Raw genomic sequence first — 18,673 nt, forward strand, 5'->3', positions numbered from 1 at the left:
TTAGGCCTTTTCAAGCGCGCGAATGATGCCCGAGAAATCTTGGGCTTTCAGGCTTGCGCCACCCACAAGTGCCCCGTCGACATTTGATACTCCAAAAATCTCGGCGGCGTTGCTGGGTTTTACCGACCCACCATAGAGCAACCGGACCGAGCGGCCCACGCCTTCACCAAAGCGGCGTTCCAGCCGGGCGCGGATGAAATCGTGCACTTCGCCAATCTCTTCCAGGGTTGGCACTTTGCCGGTCCCAATCGCCCAGATGGGTTCATAGGCAACAATGAGATTTTCGCCGGTCGCCTGATCCGGGATTGATCCCGACATCTGACCTCCAATGATGTCCAGTGTGTTCGCCGCTTCACGCTGTTCAAGGCTTTCGCCAACGCAGATTATCGCTTTTAGGCCCGCGTCCATCGCGGTGCGGGCCTTGGCGCGAATGTCTTCGTTCTGTTCGCCATGGTCCTCTCGACGTTCGGAATGACCGAGTATTACTGCGTCTGCCCCTGCGTCAAGCAGCATCTCGGCGCTTAGATCCCCTGTATGCGCACCCGAAGTCGCGGCGTGGCAATCCTGTCCGCCGACAGTGATTCCCGAGCCTTCGACAGTAGTACCAGCGCGATGAAGCAATGTGGCAGGCGGGCAGATCAGTATTTCGACGGGGGAAGAGGGATGTGACGCGCTCAACTCTTTTAGTTCGTTCAGCGCAACGCCGGTTCCATTCATTTTCCAATTGCCTGCCGCCAACTTACGCCGCATTGCGATCCCTCCGGTTTTGTGCGTTCTGCACCCCGGATATCACCGGCAAGCAGCGCTGACAATTCCGGTTGCGGACCGCGAATTGTGTGGACAGATTGCACGCGTAAATGCAGAGGACAGCATGATAGACAACCTAGACCTTGCAAAGCTGGACCAGCGTGAGCCGGCGGAGCTGGATAAGCTGAGACATGCCATTGGCCGGGTCGGATTTCTGACGATTTCCAATACCGGACTCAGTGCTGAGCGCGTTCAGCAGGTGATTAGCGAGTACCGCGACTTTTTTCGGCAACCTGAACAGATCAAGCGGACTGTAGACATGGCCACCACCGGTGCCAACCGCGGCTGGGGCGCACCTCGTTCTGAGCAAGTCGATCCTACAGCGAACCCGGATTTCAAAGAAGTGTTTGACTGCGGCTATGAACTGTCTGCCAACAATCCCTATGCAGGCCGCGAACTGAGCGTGTATGCCCCAAACCACTGGCCGGAATTTTCCGGCGAGTTCCGGACAATAATCCAAGGCTATTATTCGGACGCTTGTGGCATTGCCATGCGCGTTTTGCGTGCCATTGCCGTTGCCATCGGTCGGGATGCGAACAGTTTTGATGCCGCCTTTGATACGCCCATGGCCTTGCTGCGCGGTAACTTCTATCCGCAACGACCTGATTGGGCAGGAGAAAACGATTTTGGAATCGCTGCTCACACTGACTATGGCTGCCTGACATTGTTGGCCACCGATGGTACTCCGGGGCTAGAGGTGCGTATGCCTGATGGCGATTGGCAGGCCATAAACGCCGCGCCGGGGCAGTTCATTATCAATTTTGGCGAAATGTTGGAGTTCTGGACAGACGGTGAAGTCACGGCAACCGAACATAGAGTCAAAGGGAGTTCAGACGAGCGAATCTCGGTCCCGCTGTTCTTCAATCCCTCTTATGACACCAATGTCGCCCCGCCGGATTCAGGCAAGATAATTGGGGCTGGAGAGCACTTGACGCAGCGATTTAATGAAACTTACGTGCACCTGCAGGCAGCGTCTTAACGCTGCGTCGCCAGAGTATCGTCGAACTTGATCGATTCCCCGCAGCCGCAGGCATCGACCACGTTCGGGTTGCGGAACTTAAAGCCGGATTCGAGCAGTGAAACCTCATAGTCGATCTCGGTCCCAAACAGGAACATCTGTGCCATTGGCGCGATCATCACGCAGGCGCCATCCTGCTCGACCACCTCATCGTTTGGGTCGGCTTCATCGACATAGTCCATGGTATATTCCATACCAGCACAGCCGCCTTTCTTGACGCCAATGCGCAGACCGGCGTGACCGCCAGAATTCATCAGCCGAACAATCTGTTCGGCGGCTTTGGGTGTCATGGTCACGGCTTGTTTGCCGGGAATGCCAAACATGATGGGCTCCGTATTCGCGCGTTATCTCCAATCTAAGGCCGACGCTCGTCGGGCTCAAGAGAGGGAGGGCACAATTCCCACACATGTGGCGGGTTGATCGGGAATTCGGGTTGGCAATATCGCGCGGGATATGGTCGGATGACGTGGAATTATTGGTCTGACAGAGGCGAAGTAAGATGGCATTAAGTGCAAAGCAGTTGTTTGGTCGAAGTATTTCCACTGGGTTGGTTTACATTGCACTGGCTTATCCGACATTCGCCGCCGGTGATGACAAACGGCACCCGGTCAATTGTGCCACAGCACCGGGTGATCTTCGTGCGATCGCGGCAGAAAAGAAGCATGCGGAGGAACAACAAGCGGAAAGCGTTGTCTCGATCCTACCAGCCGGAGCTTTATTGGGATTGATAACCGGGACCGAGAACAAACACCTAAAGATGCTTTCAGGCGATTACGTCGAACAGTTGGATGCGAGAGCCGCGGAAATCAAATCGACCTGTGGAATCAACTAGTAGCAACCGGAAAAGACCGCCCTCGGGCAAGGGCGGTCAATATCCGGGCTAGGTCAATTTGGGGACAGCAGACAGGTTTGCGACCCGGTGCGCCAGCACAGTATGTATCACTGCGCCTACAACCGAAAAGTACCGGCTTTTTGTGTCACAATGTCTACGCATTTGTAACAGGCGCGTAACCGTTTCACGACAAACGATAAAACCTGATGAGAAAAGGGGTTACATGAACCCCAGCTCAAGCCGCGCTTCATCTGACATCATCTCCATACCCCAAGGCGGTTCCCACGTCAGTTCGACGTCAACTTCCTTGACGCCCGCAACGGGTTCAATGGCTTCCACGATCCAGCCGGGCATCTCGCCGGCGACTGGGCAGCCGGGGGCCGTTAGGGTCATAATGACTTTGACCGCGTTTTCATTGGTGATGTCGATGGTATAGATGAGACCCAGATCATAGATATTGACTGGAATTTCAGGGTCAAAAACTGTTCGGCACGCGTCCACTATCGCGTCGTACAAAGGATGTTCGATGGTCGAAGGCGCAATGAGCGGGCTGCCTTCGAACTGTTCGCTGGGGTGGGTCATTGATGCCTCGGGTCTGTTACCTGAGAAATTATATAGGGAAACCGCCGACCAGCGTCCAGAGGGGCAGTGGCGCCCGGAATGGGCGCCAGTACAAAATCACTCGTTGATATCGTGATTGAAGGTTTTGACCTGCCCGTGAGGCAGCGCGAACATGCGGCGTAATGCGAGCCAGGATACCAGCGAAAGAACCGCAAAGATCAGCAATAGAACGGGCAGGGAAGGTACCAGTCCCGGTATCAGCAACAGCAATCCTGTGATGGCTGCTCCGATGGCAAAGCCAAGAAAGATGAAGCCTGGCAGGGCGACCTCAAGGATGGCCAAAGCGAGCGCTGCGGCCAGCCAGACCCACCAAGTAAGCCAGAAAGGTTCAGCCATTATTTTCCTCCTTTCAGCATGTTAAAGGCATTCCCAAACGCTTCAATAGCATTTGCCGGTACCACGATTGTCTGCGAGCCGCTGCCATTACCCAAAGCGTTCAGTGATTCCACTTGCTTCAAGGCGACCTGATATTGCGCAGCTTCCAATCCATTATCTTGAATCGCCTTGGCCACAACCTGAGTCGCGTAGGCTTCGGCCTCGGCCTGGATACGGCGGGCTTTGGCGGTCTGTTCAGCGGCATAAAGCTCGGCATCGGCTTGCAGCTCAACGGCACGCTTCTGACCTTCGGCCTCTGTTACCTGTGCGCGGCGCGCGCGCTCGGCATTCAGCTGCTGCAGCATTGCGTCACGGGTGGCCTGGTCGAGGTTTACGTCCAGAATCTCGGCGCGGGTCACTTCGATACCCCAATCGTCAACAGCGGTTTCGACACTTTCCTGAATGCGTTCAATCAGTTGCGCGCGGTTCGACTGAACTTCATCCAAGTCCATCTTACCAATCTCCGCACGGACGATGCCGGCCACGGTTGTGGCAATCGCACCGTCTACGTCACGGATACGGTATACAGTCTTTTCAGGTTCCAGAATACGGTAGAACACCGAGGTATCGATCTGCACCAGAACATTGTCCTTGGTGATCGCGTCTTGAGTTGCGTTGGGCAACTGACGCTCAAGGATGGATATCTTATGGCGTGCAACATCAAGAAAAGGAACGATAAAGTTGATTCCGGGCCCAAGGACCGAGCGCAAGCGGCCGAACCGTTCAACCACGTATTTCTCGGATTGAGGCACGATCTTGATGCCCTTGAAGATGACAAGTGCAATTAGCGCTGCCGCCAGCAGATAAATAATGTTCGAAGTAAGCAGTCCGATAATCTGGTCTTCTGTCATATCTGTCCTCATTTATTGTGTACTATAGTATACATTTGGGGATTGAGTCGCCCGATTTCAACTCTGGTATGGATTGAGTGCGCCCAAATGCAAATCTTTGAAACAGTTAATGCGGTGCGAATTCTTTGCCTGTGACCGCTTTGCATCCTACCTGTGTTTGCGGTATCGGGCGGGGATGAAACTGATAATTGATACTGATCCCGGCATCGATGATGCGATGGCCATCGCCTATGCCGCTGCAGCTCCGGAAATAGAGTTGGTTGGCCTGACGACCGTCTTTGGCAATACTCATGTGCATCAATCCAGTCGCAATGCGCGCTATCTGGTTGATAAACTTGGATTGAATATTCCAGTAGCTGAGGGGGCGCCATTTGCACGTGGTGAAGACCGCCACGCGCCGTCCGAGCATGTACACGGGCCTGAAGGGTTCGGTGATTTTACCGATATCCCGCATATTGGCGAGAACCACGCGCTGACAGGCGCAGAGTTCCTGGTTGAAATGGCGCGCGCGCATCGCGGTGAATTGGTCGTTTGTGCTGTTGGCCCGCTCACCAATATTGCGGATGCAATCAAGCTTGACCCGGATTTTGCCGACAATGTGGCCAAGCTGGTGATCATGGGTGGCGCGGTTTACTGCCCGGGTAACATTACCGAGCATGCCGAAGCGAATATTTACCATGATGCCAAGGCTGCCGATGAAGTATTCGCTGCGTCTCTGCCGACCGTGCTGGTTGGCTTGGATGTGACCTTGAAAACGCTTTATGAAACTGCCGACTTCGAAGGGTTGGCTCAGAAATCCCCCGATATGGGTGGTTTTCTGCGCGACATCTCGCGGTTCTATCTGAAGTTCTACAAAGAGGTTGGCGGGCTTGAAGGTTGTGGCCTGCACGATTCGACGGCAGTGATCGCTTGTACGCATGAGCCAATGTTCGATGTGGTTGAAACTGGTTTGCAGGTGTCGCTCGAAGGACCTGACATCGGGGCCACACGTATTAACCCTTCGCGGCCTGCAGTACGCGTATGCCGGAATGTGGACGGGGCAGGGGTTGTACAACTGTTTACCGAACGCGTTGCATCTCTGCCCTGACGGGTTGCATTGAACCAGTAGATCGGGCAAAGCCTGCCCGGTTCCGCGACCCGAGGCCCCAACATGACCGACCGTTTCTCGTTTGACCTGAAAGCCACAGACGGCAAGGCCCGCACCGGCGTGATCAACACGCCGCGCGGCGAGGTGCGGACGCCTGCATTCATGCCCGTCGGGACTGCGGCGACGGTTAAGGCAATGATGCCCGAAAGCGTCCGCGCAACCGGTGCGGATATCTTGCTGGGCAACACTTACCACCTGATGCTGCGTCCTACGGCCGAGCGGATCGACCGCCTGGGTGGTTTGCACAAGTTCATGAACTGGGAACGCCCGATCCTGACAGACTCGGGCGGGTTTCAGGTCATGTCGCTGGCTGGTTTGCGCAAGCTGACTGAGAAGGGCGTGACCTTCAAATCCCATATCGATGGGTCAAAGCACGAATTGACCCCTGAACGTTCGATGGAGATCCAGCGCCTTTTGGGATCGGACATCGTGATGTGTTTCGACGAATGCCCGGCATTGCCTTCGGATCGGGACCGCATCGCCGAGTCGATGCGATTGTCGATGCGATGGGCCGAACGGTCTCGGGACGCGTTCGGTGATCGCCCCGGACATGCCTTGTTCGGAATCATGCAGGGTGGGTTGGAACAGGACCTGCGTGAAGAAAGCGCAGAAGCGCTAAAACAGATCGGTTTTGAAGGCTACGCGGTTGGTGGGCTCGCGGTGGGCGAGGGGCAAGAGGCCATGTTCAGCTGTCTTGATTATGCACCAGAATTCCTGCCTGAGGACAAGCCGCGCTACCTGATGGGTGTGGGCAAACCCGACGACATCGTGGGTGCCGTGGCACGCGGAATCGACATGATGGATTGCGTGCTGCCTTCGCGGTCCGGACGTACCGGGCAGGTGTTTACGCGCTACGGTGTGGTCAACATCAAGAACGCCCGCCATGCTGACGATCCGCGCCCTCTGGATGAGCATTGTACGTGCCCTGCGTGCTCAAATTATTCCCGCGCCTATCTGCACCATGTATTCCGGTCAAATGAGATGATCTCGGGTATGCTGCTGACCTGGCATAACCTTCACTACTTTCAGGAAGTCATGCAGGGCATGCGTGACGCGATTTCCAACGGAACATTTGCGCAGTGGCAGGCGCAGTTTCATGCACAACGAAAGCAGGGCGATATAGAACCACTCTAGATTGCGTCTCATGCGGTGACAAACATCGCCCTGTTTGCTATACTGTTCTCAGTTTGTTTCATCAATTTCATTGTTTTGTTAAGGAGGATTCCATGCCTCACTTACTTGTTTCTATAGCTATCGTTTTTTGTGCATCCTTGGCCCACGCAGATGTCTGGACCTTTGAGACCCCGTCTGAAAACATCCAGTTTGTGGTCGGGCAGGATGCCGGAACCTCGGATTTGTCTTGCACTATAATTGAGCGTAGCGGCGCGCCTGCTTTGCCACGACCTGCGGATTGTCAGTCTGATTGGGGACATGAATTTTTCATGACCGATAAAGGCGCTGTCCGCATGCTGTGCCAACCCGTCAATCAAAATCGCGACGGTTATGATCGCGCAGAATATGGCGTAACCGGGACGTTTGGTGGATTTATCTGCCATTCCTCGAAAAAGGGTTTGGAATGCAGGAATGAAGTCGGCCACGGGTTCTTTTTATCTCGTGCCAAGCAGCGGATATTTTGATCCCCAACTGACAATTTATTGGCGGTTTTGTCGGTGCGCCTGGCCAAAATCGGTGGATATGTCTGCCGGACGCCTTGAAGTCCCCAATTCATCGGGTCATGCTGCATCACGACAAACGGCGATGAGGTTGAAATGGGGGAACAGGTGCCCCACCTTTATCGTCCAAGACAGGAGACAGCCAATGGTTGCCTGATCCAGGGACCAGCGCCGTCTTGCCAATGATAAGGATAGAGCATGCAAGAGCCTCTGAATTCCTCATACCCCGTCCTGCCGCTGCGCGACATCGTGGTATTCCCACATATGATCGTGCCGCTGTTCGTGGGCCGAGACAAATCGGTGCGCGCACTGGAAGAGGTGATGCAGGATGACAAGCAAATTCTGTTGTCGAGCCAGATTGACCCCGGTGAGGATGATCCGGAAATCGACGGTATCTACCGTTCGGGTGTTCTGGCCAACGTACTGCAGCTGCTGAAGCTGCCCGATGGCACCGTTAAGGTTCTGGTCGAGGGGCAGGCGCGCGTACAGATCACAGAATTCCTTGAAAACGATCAGTTTTTTGAAGCGCGTGCCGAGTATCTGACCGAAATTCCCGGCGATGTCACCACGACTGAGGCGCTTTTGCGCACTGTCGCGGATGAGTTTGAGCGCTATGCCAAAGTGCGCAAGAACATTCCCGAAGAAGCACTGGCTGCAGTCGGCGAAACCACTGAGCCTGCGAAACTGGCCGACCTTGTGTCAGGTCATCTGGGCATTGAGGTCGAACAGAAGCAGGAACTTCTGGAAACCCTCAGCGTCAGCGAGCGGCTTGAGAAGGTCTATGGCCTGATGCAGGGCGAAATGTCTGTTCTGCAGGTCGAGAAGAAAATCAAGACCCGCGTCAAATCTCAGATGGAGAAGACGCAGCGCGAGTACTATCTGAATGAGCAGATGAAGGCCATTCAGAAAGAGCTCGGCGATGGTGAGGACGGAAGCAACGAAGTCGCCGAACTGGAAGCCAAGATTAACGAGACCAAGCTTTCGAAAGAAGCGCGCGAGAAGGCCGAGGGTGAGCTGAAAAAGCTCAAGAACATGTCGCCGATGTCGGCCGAGGCCACTGTTGTGCGCAACTATCTGGACTGGATCCTTGCTCTGCCATGGGGCACCAAATCCCGTGTCAAAAAGGATCTGGGCCGTGCGCAGGACATTCTGGACGCTGATCACTATGGTCTTGAAAAGGTCAAGGAACGGATCGTTGAATACCTCGCAGTTCAACAGCGTTCGAAAAAGCTGAAGGGCCCGATCCTGTGCCTTGTTGGCCCTCCGGGCGTGGGTAAGACCTCACTGGGTAAGTCCGTCGCCAAAGCCACGGGGCGCGAGTTTATTCGCATCTCGCTGGGTGGCGTGCGCGACGAATCCGAGATCAGGGGTCACCGTCGGACTTATATTGGTTCGATGCCCGGTAAAATCATTCAGGCGCTGAAAAAGGCGAAGACCACGAACCCGCTCATCCTGCTCGACGAGATCGACAAGATGGGACAGGACTTCCGTGGCGACCCGGCCTCAGCGATGCTGGAGGTGCTGGATCCAGAACAGAACAACACGTTCATGGATCACTACTTGGAGGTCGAATATGACCTGTCCAACGTGATGTTCCTGACCACGTCGAACAGCTACAATATGCCCGGGCCTCTGCTGGATCGGATGGAGATCATTCCGCTGGCTGGTTATACCGAAGACGAAAAGAGCGAGATTGCCAAGCAGCACCTGATCGGCAAGCAGGTCAAGAACCATGGTCTGAAAGACAAAGAGTTCGAACTTACCGATGAGGCGCTGCAATCGATCATCCGCACCTATACTCGTGAGGCGGGTGTACGAAACCTTGAACGTGAAATCGCCAAAGTGGCGCGAAAATCGCTGACCAAGATCATCAAGAAAGAGGCGGAAACCGTGACGGTGACGCCGGAAAATCTGGATGACTTCCTCGGCGTGCCTAAGTTCCGCTACGGACTCGCCGAACAGGACGATCAGGTCGGCGTAGTCACCGGCTTGGCCTGGACCTCGGTCGGGGGCGACTTGCTGCATATCGAGGCGCTGAAACTGCCTGGTAAGGGTCGGATGAAGACCACAGGTAAGCTGGGCGATGTGATGAAAGAATCCATCGACGCAGCATCGTCGTACGTTCGGTCGATTTCGCCTCAGATCGGCGTGAAGCCACCGAAGTTCGACAAGATCGACATCCACGTCCACGTGCCCGATGGCGCGACGCCCAAGGATGGGCCGTCAGCGGGCTTGGCGATGGTGACCTCGATTGTTTCGGTCCTGACAGGTATTCCGGTGCGCAAGGACATCGCCATGACAGGCGAGGTCTCGCTGCGCGGCAATGCGATGCCAATCGGTGGGTTGAAGGAAAAACTGCTGGCTGCTCTTCGTGGTGGGATCAAAACTGTTCTGATCCCTGAAGAGAACGAAAAGGATCTGGCAGAGATTCCGGATAACGTGAAGGAAGGACTGGAAATCATCGCGGTCAAGCACGTCTCGGAAGTCCTTGAGCAGGCACTTATCCGTGCGCCTGAGTCCATTGATTGGGACGAGGCTGCGGAAGAGGCTGCCGCGGCGGCTGCAAAAGCGGCCGAAGGTGCAGGACCGTCTGCGACAGCTCACTAAGACTGCTGATAAAGTTAAGAGGCGGGGTCACCCCCGCCTTTTTTTTGTTTAAAGGCCGATGACCGGTTTGGATGGATCGAGCACTTCTTCATCAGCGATGTAAGCCTGAAATTTCTTATCCGACAGGGACGAACGTACAGCGAGTGTGAAGATCACCATCGAAAATACGACACAAAGCAAAATATCCCAACCGAATGGGATTTGTTTCTGCGCACCGTCTCCAAATTGCCCCATGTAAGATATCAGCCCCAGGCCGCAGAAATATGGCATCAGCCAAAGGGCTTCTGTCGCGTCCATCTCATCAAGCCGGTTGTGAAAGCGGATCAGCAGCAGCGCCATGCCAATAAGCAAGGCGATACCAAGCCTCCAGACCGTGTCCCAACCGCTCCAATAAACGATCAACGTCGAAATGGCGAAGGCTGTGATCGCGACAAATTTGACCGCGGGGATACGGATCGAGCGGGGTTGATCAGGTAGCAGATCGCGCAGGCATACCACTGCGATGGGACCGACCGCAAATGAGAGGACGATTGCGGCCCCGTTCAAGGCGATGACGGTGGTGAACGGTGCGGTGAGCAAGAACAGCGTGCCGATCAGAAAGTTCAGCGCCAGCGCCCACAAAGGGACGCCAAAGGATGAGAGCATCTGCAAGCGCTTCGTCAGGAATCCATTTTGCGACAGGGCCATTGCGATCCTTGCATTTGAACCTGTTGCTACAAGCCCATTGCCAAACGGGCCGATAATCGAACCGACGTTCAAAAGGCTGAGAAACCACAACAGCCCAACTGACATGATGACGCCATCCAACGGCCCTTGACCGCCAAAGCTCAGGTGCGCCCAGCCTTGGCTGATCATTGTGGGGTCCAGTGCTCCTATAAAGGCAACCTGTAGTCCGAGGTAGATCAGTGCACACAGCACAATGGAAAGAACCAATGCGGCCGGTATAGAAAATTTCGGATTGCGAACTTCCCCAGCCATATCAACCACATGTCGGAATCCAATGAAGGAAAAAATCACGCCGCCAGTAGATACGGCCGCCATGATACCCCTAAGACCATAGGGGGCGAATCCATCTGGCGTCGTAAAGTTTTGCGTTTCAAATCTTGATGCGATCAACAGAACTGACATGACAACTGGGATCGCAATTTTAGCCCAGGTCAGTGTCGCATTTACCTGGGTGAAAAACTTAACCCCCAGCGCGTTTACCGCGACGAATAACAGCATGAATAGCAGTGCAACAGAGACACCGGCCCCGGTCAGTTCCCCAGTTTCTGCCGTATGGAGCCAAGACGCGTATGGCGCGAGGTATTTAAGCATGGCCTCAACCTCGATTGGGGCGGTCGTATTGTAGCCAATCCAGGCGGTCCAACCCATCGCCATCGACACGATATTGCCATGCGAAAACTGCGGGACGCGTGCGATGCCGCCGGGGATAGGCAGCATCGCCGATATTTCGGCAAATGTGATCGCCAAAATGAACATCGCAACGGCGCCGATGATCCAGGAAAGAATAGCGGCAGGGCCGGCATGCTGTACGGCGAGCAGGGGTCCGAATAGCCAGCCCGATCCGATGATGCCGCCGACTGAAATGAACGTTAGACCAACGAGGCCGATTTCCCGCTTCAGTTTCGCCATTTGTTAACCCACCCAGGAAATCCGTTGGTTCGACAGACCACAGTTTCAGGATAAGCAGGCCGTAGGAAACATGGCAAGTCTCTATAATCATGAAAGAATCTCAGTGCCTAAAGCAACGAATTGGAAAGTTCTTCCAGTCGTTTCGAGCACTTTCTGCCACGAGTGTCTATCTTCAGGGTATCATAACGCTGGACCCGGGTTGGAATATCATTCACGCTGAGAGCCCACGCCATTGTAGGAGACCCCAGGATGCCTCGGTACAACGATCTGTTCGAACTTTCGGTGGAAGATATGGAATTGATTGAAGAGGCAATGCGCCATGCGATTTCGGCCAGGTCCGTCGCACTTGTTGATGAAGGCAATGAGGACAGAGAGGCCCGCGAGAACTTTGTGCGCAAGGCACACGAATTACTCGGCAGGTTACATGACCAGAAGATATTCTATCGCCCGAAGTCCGGCGTGTATGTCGGTGGGTAGTGCAGGGTGTGCTGAGCGCTTGATCTGAAGGAACCCCAGCACTTTACTTGCAGCTAATAAGTTATTGAAAACATGGTGGGTGATAAGAGATTTGAACTCCTGACATCTTCGATGTGAACGAAGCGCTCTACCACTGAGCTAATCACCCTTGGCGGGCTCAAATAAAGAAACCAAGAAATATTCGCAAGCTGAAATCGCTATCCGTTGGCCGTGGACCAGGGTTTTCACGATGCGTTCGCTTTGTTCAAAGTTACTCGCATTGGAAAAATCCGTGATTAAGCAAAAAACTTGAAAACGCCGCTTGACGCTGCACAGCGGTGGCCATAATACACCCCAACGTTCAGAGATGAACGGGCAGTGGGCGGTTGTAGCTCAGTTGGTTAGAGTACCGGCCTGTCACGCCGGGGGTCGCGGGTTCGAGCCCCGTCAACCGCGCCATCACTGTCAGCCTTTGATCCGGGCAAACGGATCACACATAGACCCAAAATGCGCGGTTGTAGCTCAGTTGGTTAGAGTACCGGCCTGTCACGCCGGGGGTCGCGGGTTCGAGCCCCGTCAACCGCGCCATTTTCCTTTGAAATCAGACACCATACCCACGCTATCGCATTGCAGGGTGTCCTGAGGTCTGGCATGACGTTTCCGTCCGTTTCAATTCTGTCCGAAAGGGTGCTCATGACAAGCTTGAACCGGGTCGTGATGGCCCGACGCAGCCGTCAGTGGATTCATGGGCTCAATCCGCAGAAGCTGGAGGCTTTCGAGATTTCAGGTTCGTGGGGTAAGCAATTCGCCTTTCAGAACTATACGCAAGCCTGGCAGCGTCAGCTTGATATCTGCTGCGGACCATTGCTGGATGAACACGGACAAGTCCGGCAATTTGACCTGATCCTGGCCAATCAGGTTTGGGAACATCTTGATCGACCCTATGAAGCGACTTTGAATGTGTTGGAGATGCTGCGACCTGGCGGTTACTTCTGGCTCGCAGTGCCTTTTTTCATTCCGTTTCACGCAGCTCCGCAGGATTGTTCTCGGTGGACTGCGCGAGGATTGAAGAATTTGCTAAGTGAGTGCGGTTTTGATCCGACTGGCATCAAGGCAGAGCAGTGGGGCAATCGCCATGCAGCCCAACGAAATCTGGAACTGGATTGGCCACCGACCTACGATCCCGAGACCGACGAATTGGAAAATGACCCGGATTTCCCAATTTGCGCATGGGCATTGGCCCGGAAATCGATTCAGTAGTTGGTAAGCCGGAGAAAATCCGCTAGTTCTTGCTTTGTTCTAACTTTTCGATTGGAGACTCGGCGCTGCTCGCTTATCTCTGAAAGACGTATCTGTTGGGGGCCAGAATGGCTGAGCTGAAGAATATCGAGGTGCGCGGCGCGCGCGAGCATAACCTCAAAAGCATTGATGTTGACATTCCGCGTGATCAGCTGGTGGTGATCACCGGTCTTTCTGGCTCGGGCAAGTCCTCGCTGGCGTTTGACACTATCTACGCCGAAGGTCAGCGCCGCTATGTCGAAAGCTTGTCGGCTTATGCGCGGCAGTTTCTGGATATGATGGAAAAGCCCGATGTAGATCACATCAGCGGCCTGAGCCCTGCTATTTCGATCGAACAGAAGACGACGTCCAAGAACCCCCGCTCAACCGTGGGGACCGTGACCGAGATTTACGACTATTTGCGTCTGTTGTTTGCTCGTGCTGGAACGCCCTACAGCCCGGTCACAGGGCTGCCTATCGAGGCGCAGCAAGTGCAAGACATGGTCGACCGGATCATGACCATGGAGGAGGGCACCCGTGGCTATTTGCTGGCCCCAATCGTGCGGGACCGGAAGGGCGAGTACAAAAAGGAATTCCTGGAACTTCGCAAACAAGGGTTCCAGCGCGTCAAGGTCGATGGCGAGTTCTACGAGTTGGATGAACCGCCAACGCTGGATAAGAAGTTCCGACATGATATCGACGTCGTGGTTGATCGTTTGGTTGTACGTGAAGGGATGGAAACGCGCTTGGCTGACAGCCTGCGGACAGCGCTGGATCTTGCCGATGGGATTGCAATTCTCGAAACCGCACCGAAAGAGGGTGACCCCGAGCGGATCACGTTCAGTGAGAATTTTGCCTGCCCGGTCAGTGGGTTCACGATCCCCGAGATCGAACCCCGTCTGTTTTCATTCAACGCGCCTTTCGGAGCATGCCCCGATTGCGACGGTCTGGGGGTTGAACTGTTCTTTGATGAACGCCTCGTTGTGCCGGACCAGACGCTGAAGCTGTATGATGGGGCTTTGGCGCCGTGGCGGAAGGGGAAATCCCCGTATTTCCTGCAAACCATCGAAGCCATCGCGCGGCACTATGAGTTCGACAAAAACACGCCGTGGAAGGATTTGCCCGATAAAGTTCAGCAGGTGTTCCTGCGTGGTTCTGGCGATGAGGAAATCCAGTTCCGCTATGACGAAGGTGGTCGCGTTTATCAGGTCACGCGCAGCTTCGAGGGCGTCATACCCAACATGGAGCGCCGATATCGCGAGACTGACAGCGCCTGGATTCGCGAAGAATTCGAGCGTTATCAGAACAATCGTCCCTGTGGCACCTGCGAGGGATATCGTCTGCGCGCAGAAGCGCTGGCTGTAAAAATAGCAGGGCTGCATGTGGGGCAGGTGGTCCAGATGTCGATCCGAGAGGCATTGGCCTGGATTGAGGATGCGCCGAACCATCTGACTGCGCAAAAGAACGAAATCGCTCGGGCCATTCTGAAGGAAATCCGCGAACGGCTCGGCTTTTTGAATAATGTGGGTTTGGAATATCTTACACTGTCACGTTCAAGTGGCACTTTGTCCGGTGGCGAGAGCCAGCGCATTCGTTTGGCCAGCCAAATCGGATCGGGCCTGACCGGGGTATTGTATGTACTTGATGAACCTTCGATCGGTCTGCATCAACGCGACAATGACCGGCTGTTGGGGACACTCAAGAACCTGCGCGATCAGGGAAACACCGTTATCGTCGTAGAGCACGACGAAGAGGCCATTCGCGAGGCTGACTATGTCTTCGATATTGGACCCGGGGCTGGCGTTCACGGTGGGCAGGTCGTCAGCCATGGCACGCCCGAACACATCGCTGGTGATGCGGCTTCGATTACCGGTCAGTACCTGTCTGGGACGCGTGAAATTGCGGTGCCTGCAGAGAGGCGAAAAGGTAAGAAGCAGAAGGTGAGCGTGGTTAAGGCCACTGGAAACAACCTGAAAAATGTCACGGCAGACTTTCCGCTGGGCAAGTTCGTCTGTGTTACTGGGGTCTCAGGAGGCGGTAAATCCACCCTGACGATTGAGACGTTATTCAAAACAGCCTCGATGCGGCTAAATGGTGCGCGTCAGACACCGGCGCCTTGCGAGACGATTAAAGGTCTAGAGCATTTGGATAAGGTGATTGATATCGATCAGCGTCCGATTGGCCGGACTCCGCGTTCAAATCCAGCGACTTACACCGGAGCCTTTACGCCGATCCGCGACTGGTTTGCGGGCCTGCCTGAGGCCAAGGCGCGTGGCTACAAACCCGGTCGCTTCAGCTTCAATGTCAAAGGTGGACGCTGCGAGGCCTGTCAGGGTGACGGTGTGATCAAGATCGAGATGCACTTCCTGCCCGATGTCTATGTGACTTGTGAAACCTGTAAGGGCGCGCGCTATAATCGCGAGACGCTTGAGATCAAATTCAAGGGCAAGTCCATCGCGGATGTGCTTGATATGACTGTCGAAGATGCGCAAGAGTTCTTTAAGGCCGTGCCTTCGATCCGAGACAAAATGGATGCCCTTGCGCGCGTCGGGCTGGGCTATATCAAGGTCGGTCAGCAAGCAACAACGCTGTCTGGTGGTGAAGCGCAGCGCGTGAAGCTGTCGAAAGAGCTCAGCAAACGTTCGACCGGGCGAACACTATATATCCTTGATGAGCCGACAACCGGTCTTCACTTCGAAGATGTTCGTAAGCTTCTGGAAGTGCTGCACGAACTGGTGGATCAGGGAAATACGGTCGTGGTGATCGAGCACAATCTGGATGTGGTAAAGACCGCCGACTGGATTATCGACATCGGTCCCGAGGGAGGCGACGGAGGCGGCCAGATCGTGGCAGAGGGCACACCTGAAGATGTCGCGGAATGCGAGAGCAGTCATACCGGACGCTACCTAAAACCGATGCTCAATACTGAACGTGTGGCCGCTGAATAGCGAACTCTAGTAAAGGATGTCGGCAACCGCGCCGATGAGGTTCAACACTTTGCGCGTGTCCGGGTCGATTGAATAGACATAGTCACCGGCACGCACATAGTTGCCACCGCGCCGTAATCCATAGCGATAAGGGTCGTCAATCCAGATGTAATCATCAAGCCGATCACCCTTTCGGTAGAGCTTTTTGGCCTGCCCGGGTGGCACGCAAGGCACAGCCTTTTTCGCAAGCCCCGGAGGGCAATGGCCAGTATTGCTACGCACCACACCAAATTGCGGAGCGACTCGTTCGACTTGCAACTTGGACTTGTTCTTACCTTTACCATTGCCATTCCCGGCCAACGCTACGGCTGGGCTCAGCGCAATCAGGGCGACCATTGAAAGGCAGGTCAGAATTTTCATCGAGGCGCACTCCGGCGTGGGTGTTTGTATTTGCTTGTACAATACCCAATCACGTAGGAGCGCGCCTCCTTGTATTCCAGCCCTGTGCGGTTTTCCGCTGCTAGAGTGTTAGCTTCGGCCGCGCGTCTCGAACCGTGGCAACATGGCGCTGAAATCGCGACCTAAGCCATTTTCGTGTTCGACAAACTGTTCATAAAGCTTAGTTGCGATTTCTCCCATGGGAGTATCGGCATCAGCGCTTTCTGCAGCCTGTTGGCTGAGGCGAAGATCTTTCAGCATCAACTCGGCGGCAAAGCCAGGGGTATAATCATTGTCAGAAGGGCTTTCGGGGCCAACACCCGGCGCGGGGCAATACGCATTCATCGTCCAGCTGTAGCCAGAAGAAGTGCTTACCACATCAAACATTTTTTGGCGGTCCAACCCTAGCTTGTCAGCCAGTGCAAATGCCTCGCAGGTGGCAATCATGGTGACGCCGAGGATCATGTTGTTGCAGATTTTGGCGGCTTGACCAGCGCCCGCCTCGCCGCAGTGAACCGCTTTTTGGCCCATGATTTCAAACAACGGGGCGGCTTTGGCAAAAGCGGTGTCAGAGCCACCAGCCATAAAGGTCAGCGTGCCGGCTGCGGCGCCGCCAATTCCACCTGAAACCGGTGCATCCACCGAGAGCAGACCGGCGTCTGTGGCTTGCTGGGCTACGACGCGGGCGCTGTCGACATCTACGGTCGAACAGTCGATCAGAACCGCACCGTTCTGCATCGCAGGAATAACCTCATTGGCCACGGTGCGCAGTATCTGGCCATTGGGAAGCATGGTGATGACCGCCTCTGCGCCAGAAACGGCTTGGCCCCCTGACGCGGCCATCGTCACACCATCGATCGATATGTCTGCCATGTCATGGCCGACCACTTCATGACCGGCCGCTGCCAAATTGGCTGCCATTGGGGCGCCCATGTTGCCCAGTCCAATGAATGCGATTTTCATCCCTTACTCCTCTGAAAAGGTCAGCGCCTTCTCACCTAATGGTTGCAACATATTCGAGACTGCTGCCGCAGGTACGTTCATATCTGCAAATTGCCAGTTTGGATTGCGATCCTTGTCTATAATCTGTGCACGAATGCCTTCCAGAAAATCTCCGTGTTCCATCGCGCGATAGGTAAAGCGATACTCCATCTCCAATGCCTTGCGCAGGGTCAAATTCGGTCCGCGCAACCGATGCAGCATTTCGATGCAACAGGCCATCGAAATCGGAGCATTTCGTTTGAGGCCATTGAGAACTTTCGACGAGAATTCCTGGCCGTCGCTACGCAGGATGTTCAGGATATCAGTCAGGCTTTCTCCGCCGAAAAACGCGTCGATCTGTGGTTGGAGCTCGGCCAGTTTGCCTTTCGGGAGAGTTTCAGTGTGCTCTTCAACAAATTCTGCACGACCGGAAGCTTCCAGCATTTCGATAAGGCCCGCCCAGCGGTCTTGCGGAATGAAATGATCCGCGAAGCCAGCAAAGATTGCGTCATCGGGGCCCATTCGGTAGCCGGTTAATCCCAAATACTCGCCTAGACGCCCTGGCGCCAGCGCCAACATCAGTGTTCCGCCCACATCAGGGACCAGACCGATCGAACACTCCGGCATAGCAATCTGCGAGCTTTCGCCAACGATGCGATGACTTCCATGGCAGCCGATGCCAACACCGCCGCCCATGGTAAAGCCTTGCAGGAAGCTGATAACAGGTTTGGGGTATTCAAAGATTGTAGCATTCATCCGATATTCGTCGCGCCAGAAGGTACGGCCGTAATCGTAATCGCCATTGGTGCCAGTTGCGTATAGCTCTGCAATGTCGCCACCGGCACAAAAAGCCTTTTCACCCTCGGCGTCAAAAATGATCAGATCGACTACATCATCCTCACGCCAACTCCGGAGAGCGGTGTCGATGGCCATGCACATCTCATAGCTAAGTGCATTCAGGGCCTTTGGGCGAGTTAACGTGATGCGCCCGGCGCGCCCTACGGTACGTATATAGATGTCAGCCATT

The 18,673-nt window shown here is 54.8% G+C and carries 18 protein-coding genes and 3 tRNA genes; 11 read left to right on the forward strand and 10 right to left on the reverse strand.

Going from position 1 to position 18,673, the window contains the following annotated elements:
- Positions 1-750: a triose-phosphate isomerase gene (tpiA, locus tag ACR0MQ_RS01665; RefSeq protein ID WP_170770673.1), complete on the reverse strand. Its 750-nt coding sequence runs from the start codon at positions 748-750 to the stop codon at positions 1-3.
- 121 nt (positions 751-871) lie between these two features.
- Here tpiA and ACR0MQ_RS01670 point away from each other — a divergent pair, with 121 nt between their 5' ends.
- A complete protein-coding gene (locus ACR0MQ_RS01670) occupies positions 872-1,786 on the forward strand; it encodes an isopenicillin N synthase family dioxygenase (RefSeq protein WP_480605469.1) in 915 nt (304 codons plus the stop codon).
- Here the strand turns inward: ACR0MQ_RS01670 and ACR0MQ_RS01675 are convergent.
- Positions 1,783-2,148 (reverse strand): HesB/IscA family protein, encoded by a 366-nt coding sequence (locus ACR0MQ_RS01675; protein WP_170469848.1) that lies wholly within the window; start codon positions 2,146-2,148, stop codon positions 1,783-1,785. The two genes, ACR0MQ_RS01670 and ACR0MQ_RS01675, sit on opposite strands and share 4 nt — an antisense overlap.
- Before the next feature lie 176 nt (positions 2,149-2,324).
- On the opposite strand from ACR0MQ_RS01675, the gene ACR0MQ_RS01680 reads away from it, so the two are divergent.
- Positions 2,325-2,657 carry a hypothetical protein gene (locus ACR0MQ_RS01680; protein ID WP_170770676.1) on the forward strand — a complete coding sequence of 111 codons (333 nt, stop codon included), beginning with the start codon at positions 2,325-2,327 and terminating at the stop codon, positions 2,655-2,657.
- A 219-nt stretch (positions 2,658-2,876) separates the two neighbouring features.
- Here ACR0MQ_RS01680 and ACR0MQ_RS01685 read toward each other — a convergent pair whose 3' ends face one another.
- From ACR0MQ_RS01685 to ACR0MQ_RS01695, 3 genes are all read right to left on the reverse strand, one after another.
- Positions 2,877-3,239 (reverse strand): SUF system Fe-S cluster assembly protein, encoded by a 363-nt coding sequence (locus tag ACR0MQ_RS01685; RefSeq protein WP_010439793.1) that lies wholly within the window; start codon positions 3,237-3,239, stop codon positions 2,877-2,879.
- Positions 3,240-3,335: 96 nt separating this feature from the next.
- Positions 3,336-3,614: an NfeD family protein gene (locus ACR0MQ_RS01690; protein WP_170469854.1), complete on the reverse strand. Its 279-nt coding sequence runs from the start codon at positions 3,612-3,614 to the stop codon at positions 3,336-3,338.
- Positions 3,614-4,504, reverse strand: a complete 891-nt coding sequence (locus ACR0MQ_RS01695) for an SPFH domain-containing protein (RefSeq protein WP_010439798.1) — start codon at positions 4,502-4,504, stop codon at positions 3,614-3,616. Before ACR0MQ_RS01695 ends, ACR0MQ_RS01690 begins: the two co-directional genes overlap by 1 nt.
- 175 nt (positions 4,505-4,679) lie before the next feature.
- Between ACR0MQ_RS01695 and ACR0MQ_RS01700 the strand changes: the two genes are divergently transcribed.
- The 4 genes from ACR0MQ_RS01700 (at position 4,680) to lon (ending at position 9,931) form a co-directional block, all read left to right on the forward strand.
- A complete protein-coding gene (locus ACR0MQ_RS01700; protein WP_170770678.1) occupies positions 4,680-5,591 on the forward strand; it encodes a nucleoside hydrolase in 912 nt (303 codons plus the stop codon).
- Between the two features lie 63 nt (positions 5,592-5,654).
- Positions 5,655-6,785: a tRNA guanosine(34) transglycosylase Tgt gene (gene tgt, locus ACR0MQ_RS01705; RefSeq protein ID WP_480605474.1), complete on the forward strand. Its 1,131-nt coding sequence runs from the start codon at positions 5,655-5,657 to the stop codon at positions 6,783-6,785.
- A 92-nt stretch (positions 6,786-6,877) separates the two neighbouring features.
- Positions 6,878-7,288, forward strand: coding sequence for a DUF6636 domain-containing protein (locus ACR0MQ_RS01710; protein ID WP_480605476.1), 411 nt, complete (start codon positions 6,878-6,880; stop codon positions 7,286-7,288).
- A gap of 234 nt (positions 7,289-7,522) precedes the next feature.
- Positions 7,523-9,931, forward strand: a complete 2,409-nt coding sequence (lon, locus tag ACR0MQ_RS01715) for an endopeptidase La (RefSeq protein WP_319547075.1) — start codon at positions 7,523-7,525, stop codon at positions 9,929-9,931.
- 48 nt (positions 9,932-9,979) lie between these two features.
- Here lon and ACR0MQ_RS01720 read toward each other — a convergent pair whose 3' ends face one another.
- The gene (locus tag ACR0MQ_RS01720) at positions 9,980-11,566 is read right to left on the reverse strand and encodes an APC family permease (RefSeq protein WP_480605479.1); all 1,587 of its coding nucleotides are present in this window, start codon (positions 11,564-11,566) and stop codon (positions 9,980-9,982) included.
- A gap of 249 nt (positions 11,567-11,815) precedes the next feature.
- On the opposite strand from ACR0MQ_RS01720, the gene ACR0MQ_RS01725 reads away from it, so the two are divergent.
- On the forward strand, positions 11,816-12,043 hold the full coding sequence (locus tag ACR0MQ_RS01725) for a hypothetical protein (protein ID WP_170469869.1): 228 nt from the start codon (positions 11,816-11,818) through the stop codon (positions 12,041-12,043).
- Positions 12,044-12,116: 73 nt separating this feature from the next.
- Here the strand turns inward: ACR0MQ_RS01725 and ACR0MQ_RS01730 are convergent.
- Positions 12,117-12,191: transfer RNA gene (locus ACR0MQ_RS01730), tRNA-Val, on the reverse strand.
- Between the two features lie 213 nt (positions 12,192-12,404).
- Here ACR0MQ_RS01730 and ACR0MQ_RS01735 point away from each other — a divergent pair.
- From ACR0MQ_RS01735 to uvrA, 4 genes are all read left to right on the forward strand, one after another.
- Positions 12,405-12,481 (forward strand) — tRNA-Asp (locus ACR0MQ_RS01735).
- Positions 12,482-12,533: 52 nt separating this feature from the next.
- Positions 12,534-12,610, forward strand: a tRNA-Asp gene (locus ACR0MQ_RS01740).
- A 105-nt stretch (positions 12,611-12,715) separates the two neighbouring features.
- Entirely contained in the window at positions 12,716-13,282 is a 567-nt protein-coding gene (locus ACR0MQ_RS01745; protein WP_170770958.1) for a methyltransferase domain-containing protein, read from the forward strand.
- Positions 13,283-13,389: 107 nt separating this feature from the next.
- Positions 13,390-16,248 (forward strand): excinuclease ABC subunit UvrA, encoded by a 2,859-nt coding sequence (uvrA, locus tag ACR0MQ_RS01750; RefSeq protein ID WP_480605482.1) that lies wholly within the window; start codon positions 13,390-13,392, stop codon positions 16,246-16,248.
- A 6-nt stretch (positions 16,249-16,254) separates the two neighbouring features.
- Here the strand turns inward: uvrA and ACR0MQ_RS01755 are convergent, their stop codons facing one another.
- The 3 genes from ACR0MQ_RS01755 to ACR0MQ_RS01765 all read right to left on the reverse strand — a co-directional run bounded on the left by ACR0MQ_RS01755 (position 16,255) and on the right by ACR0MQ_RS01765 (position 18,672).
- Positions 16,255-16,647 carry a hypothetical protein gene (locus ACR0MQ_RS01755; protein ID WP_480605483.1) on the reverse strand — a complete coding sequence of 131 codons (393 nt, stop codon included), beginning with the start codon at positions 16,645-16,647 and terminating at the stop codon, positions 16,255-16,257.
- Positions 16,648-16,755: 108 nt separating this feature from the next.
- Positions 16,756-17,628 (reverse strand): 3-hydroxyisobutyrate dehydrogenase, encoded by an 873-nt coding sequence (gene mmsB, locus ACR0MQ_RS01760; RefSeq protein ID WP_480605485.1) that lies wholly within the window; start codon positions 17,626-17,628, stop codon positions 16,756-16,758.
- A gap of 3 nt (positions 17,629-17,631) precedes the next feature.
- Positions 17,632-18,672: an enoyl-CoA hydratase/isomerase family protein gene (locus tag ACR0MQ_RS01765; RefSeq protein WP_480605488.1), complete on the reverse strand. Its 1,041-nt coding sequence runs from the start codon at positions 18,670-18,672 to the stop codon at positions 17,632-17,634.
- Position 18,673 lies beyond the last annotated feature (1 nt).

The sequence above is a fragment of the Ruegeria sp. AN6 genome (assembly GCF_056540425.1).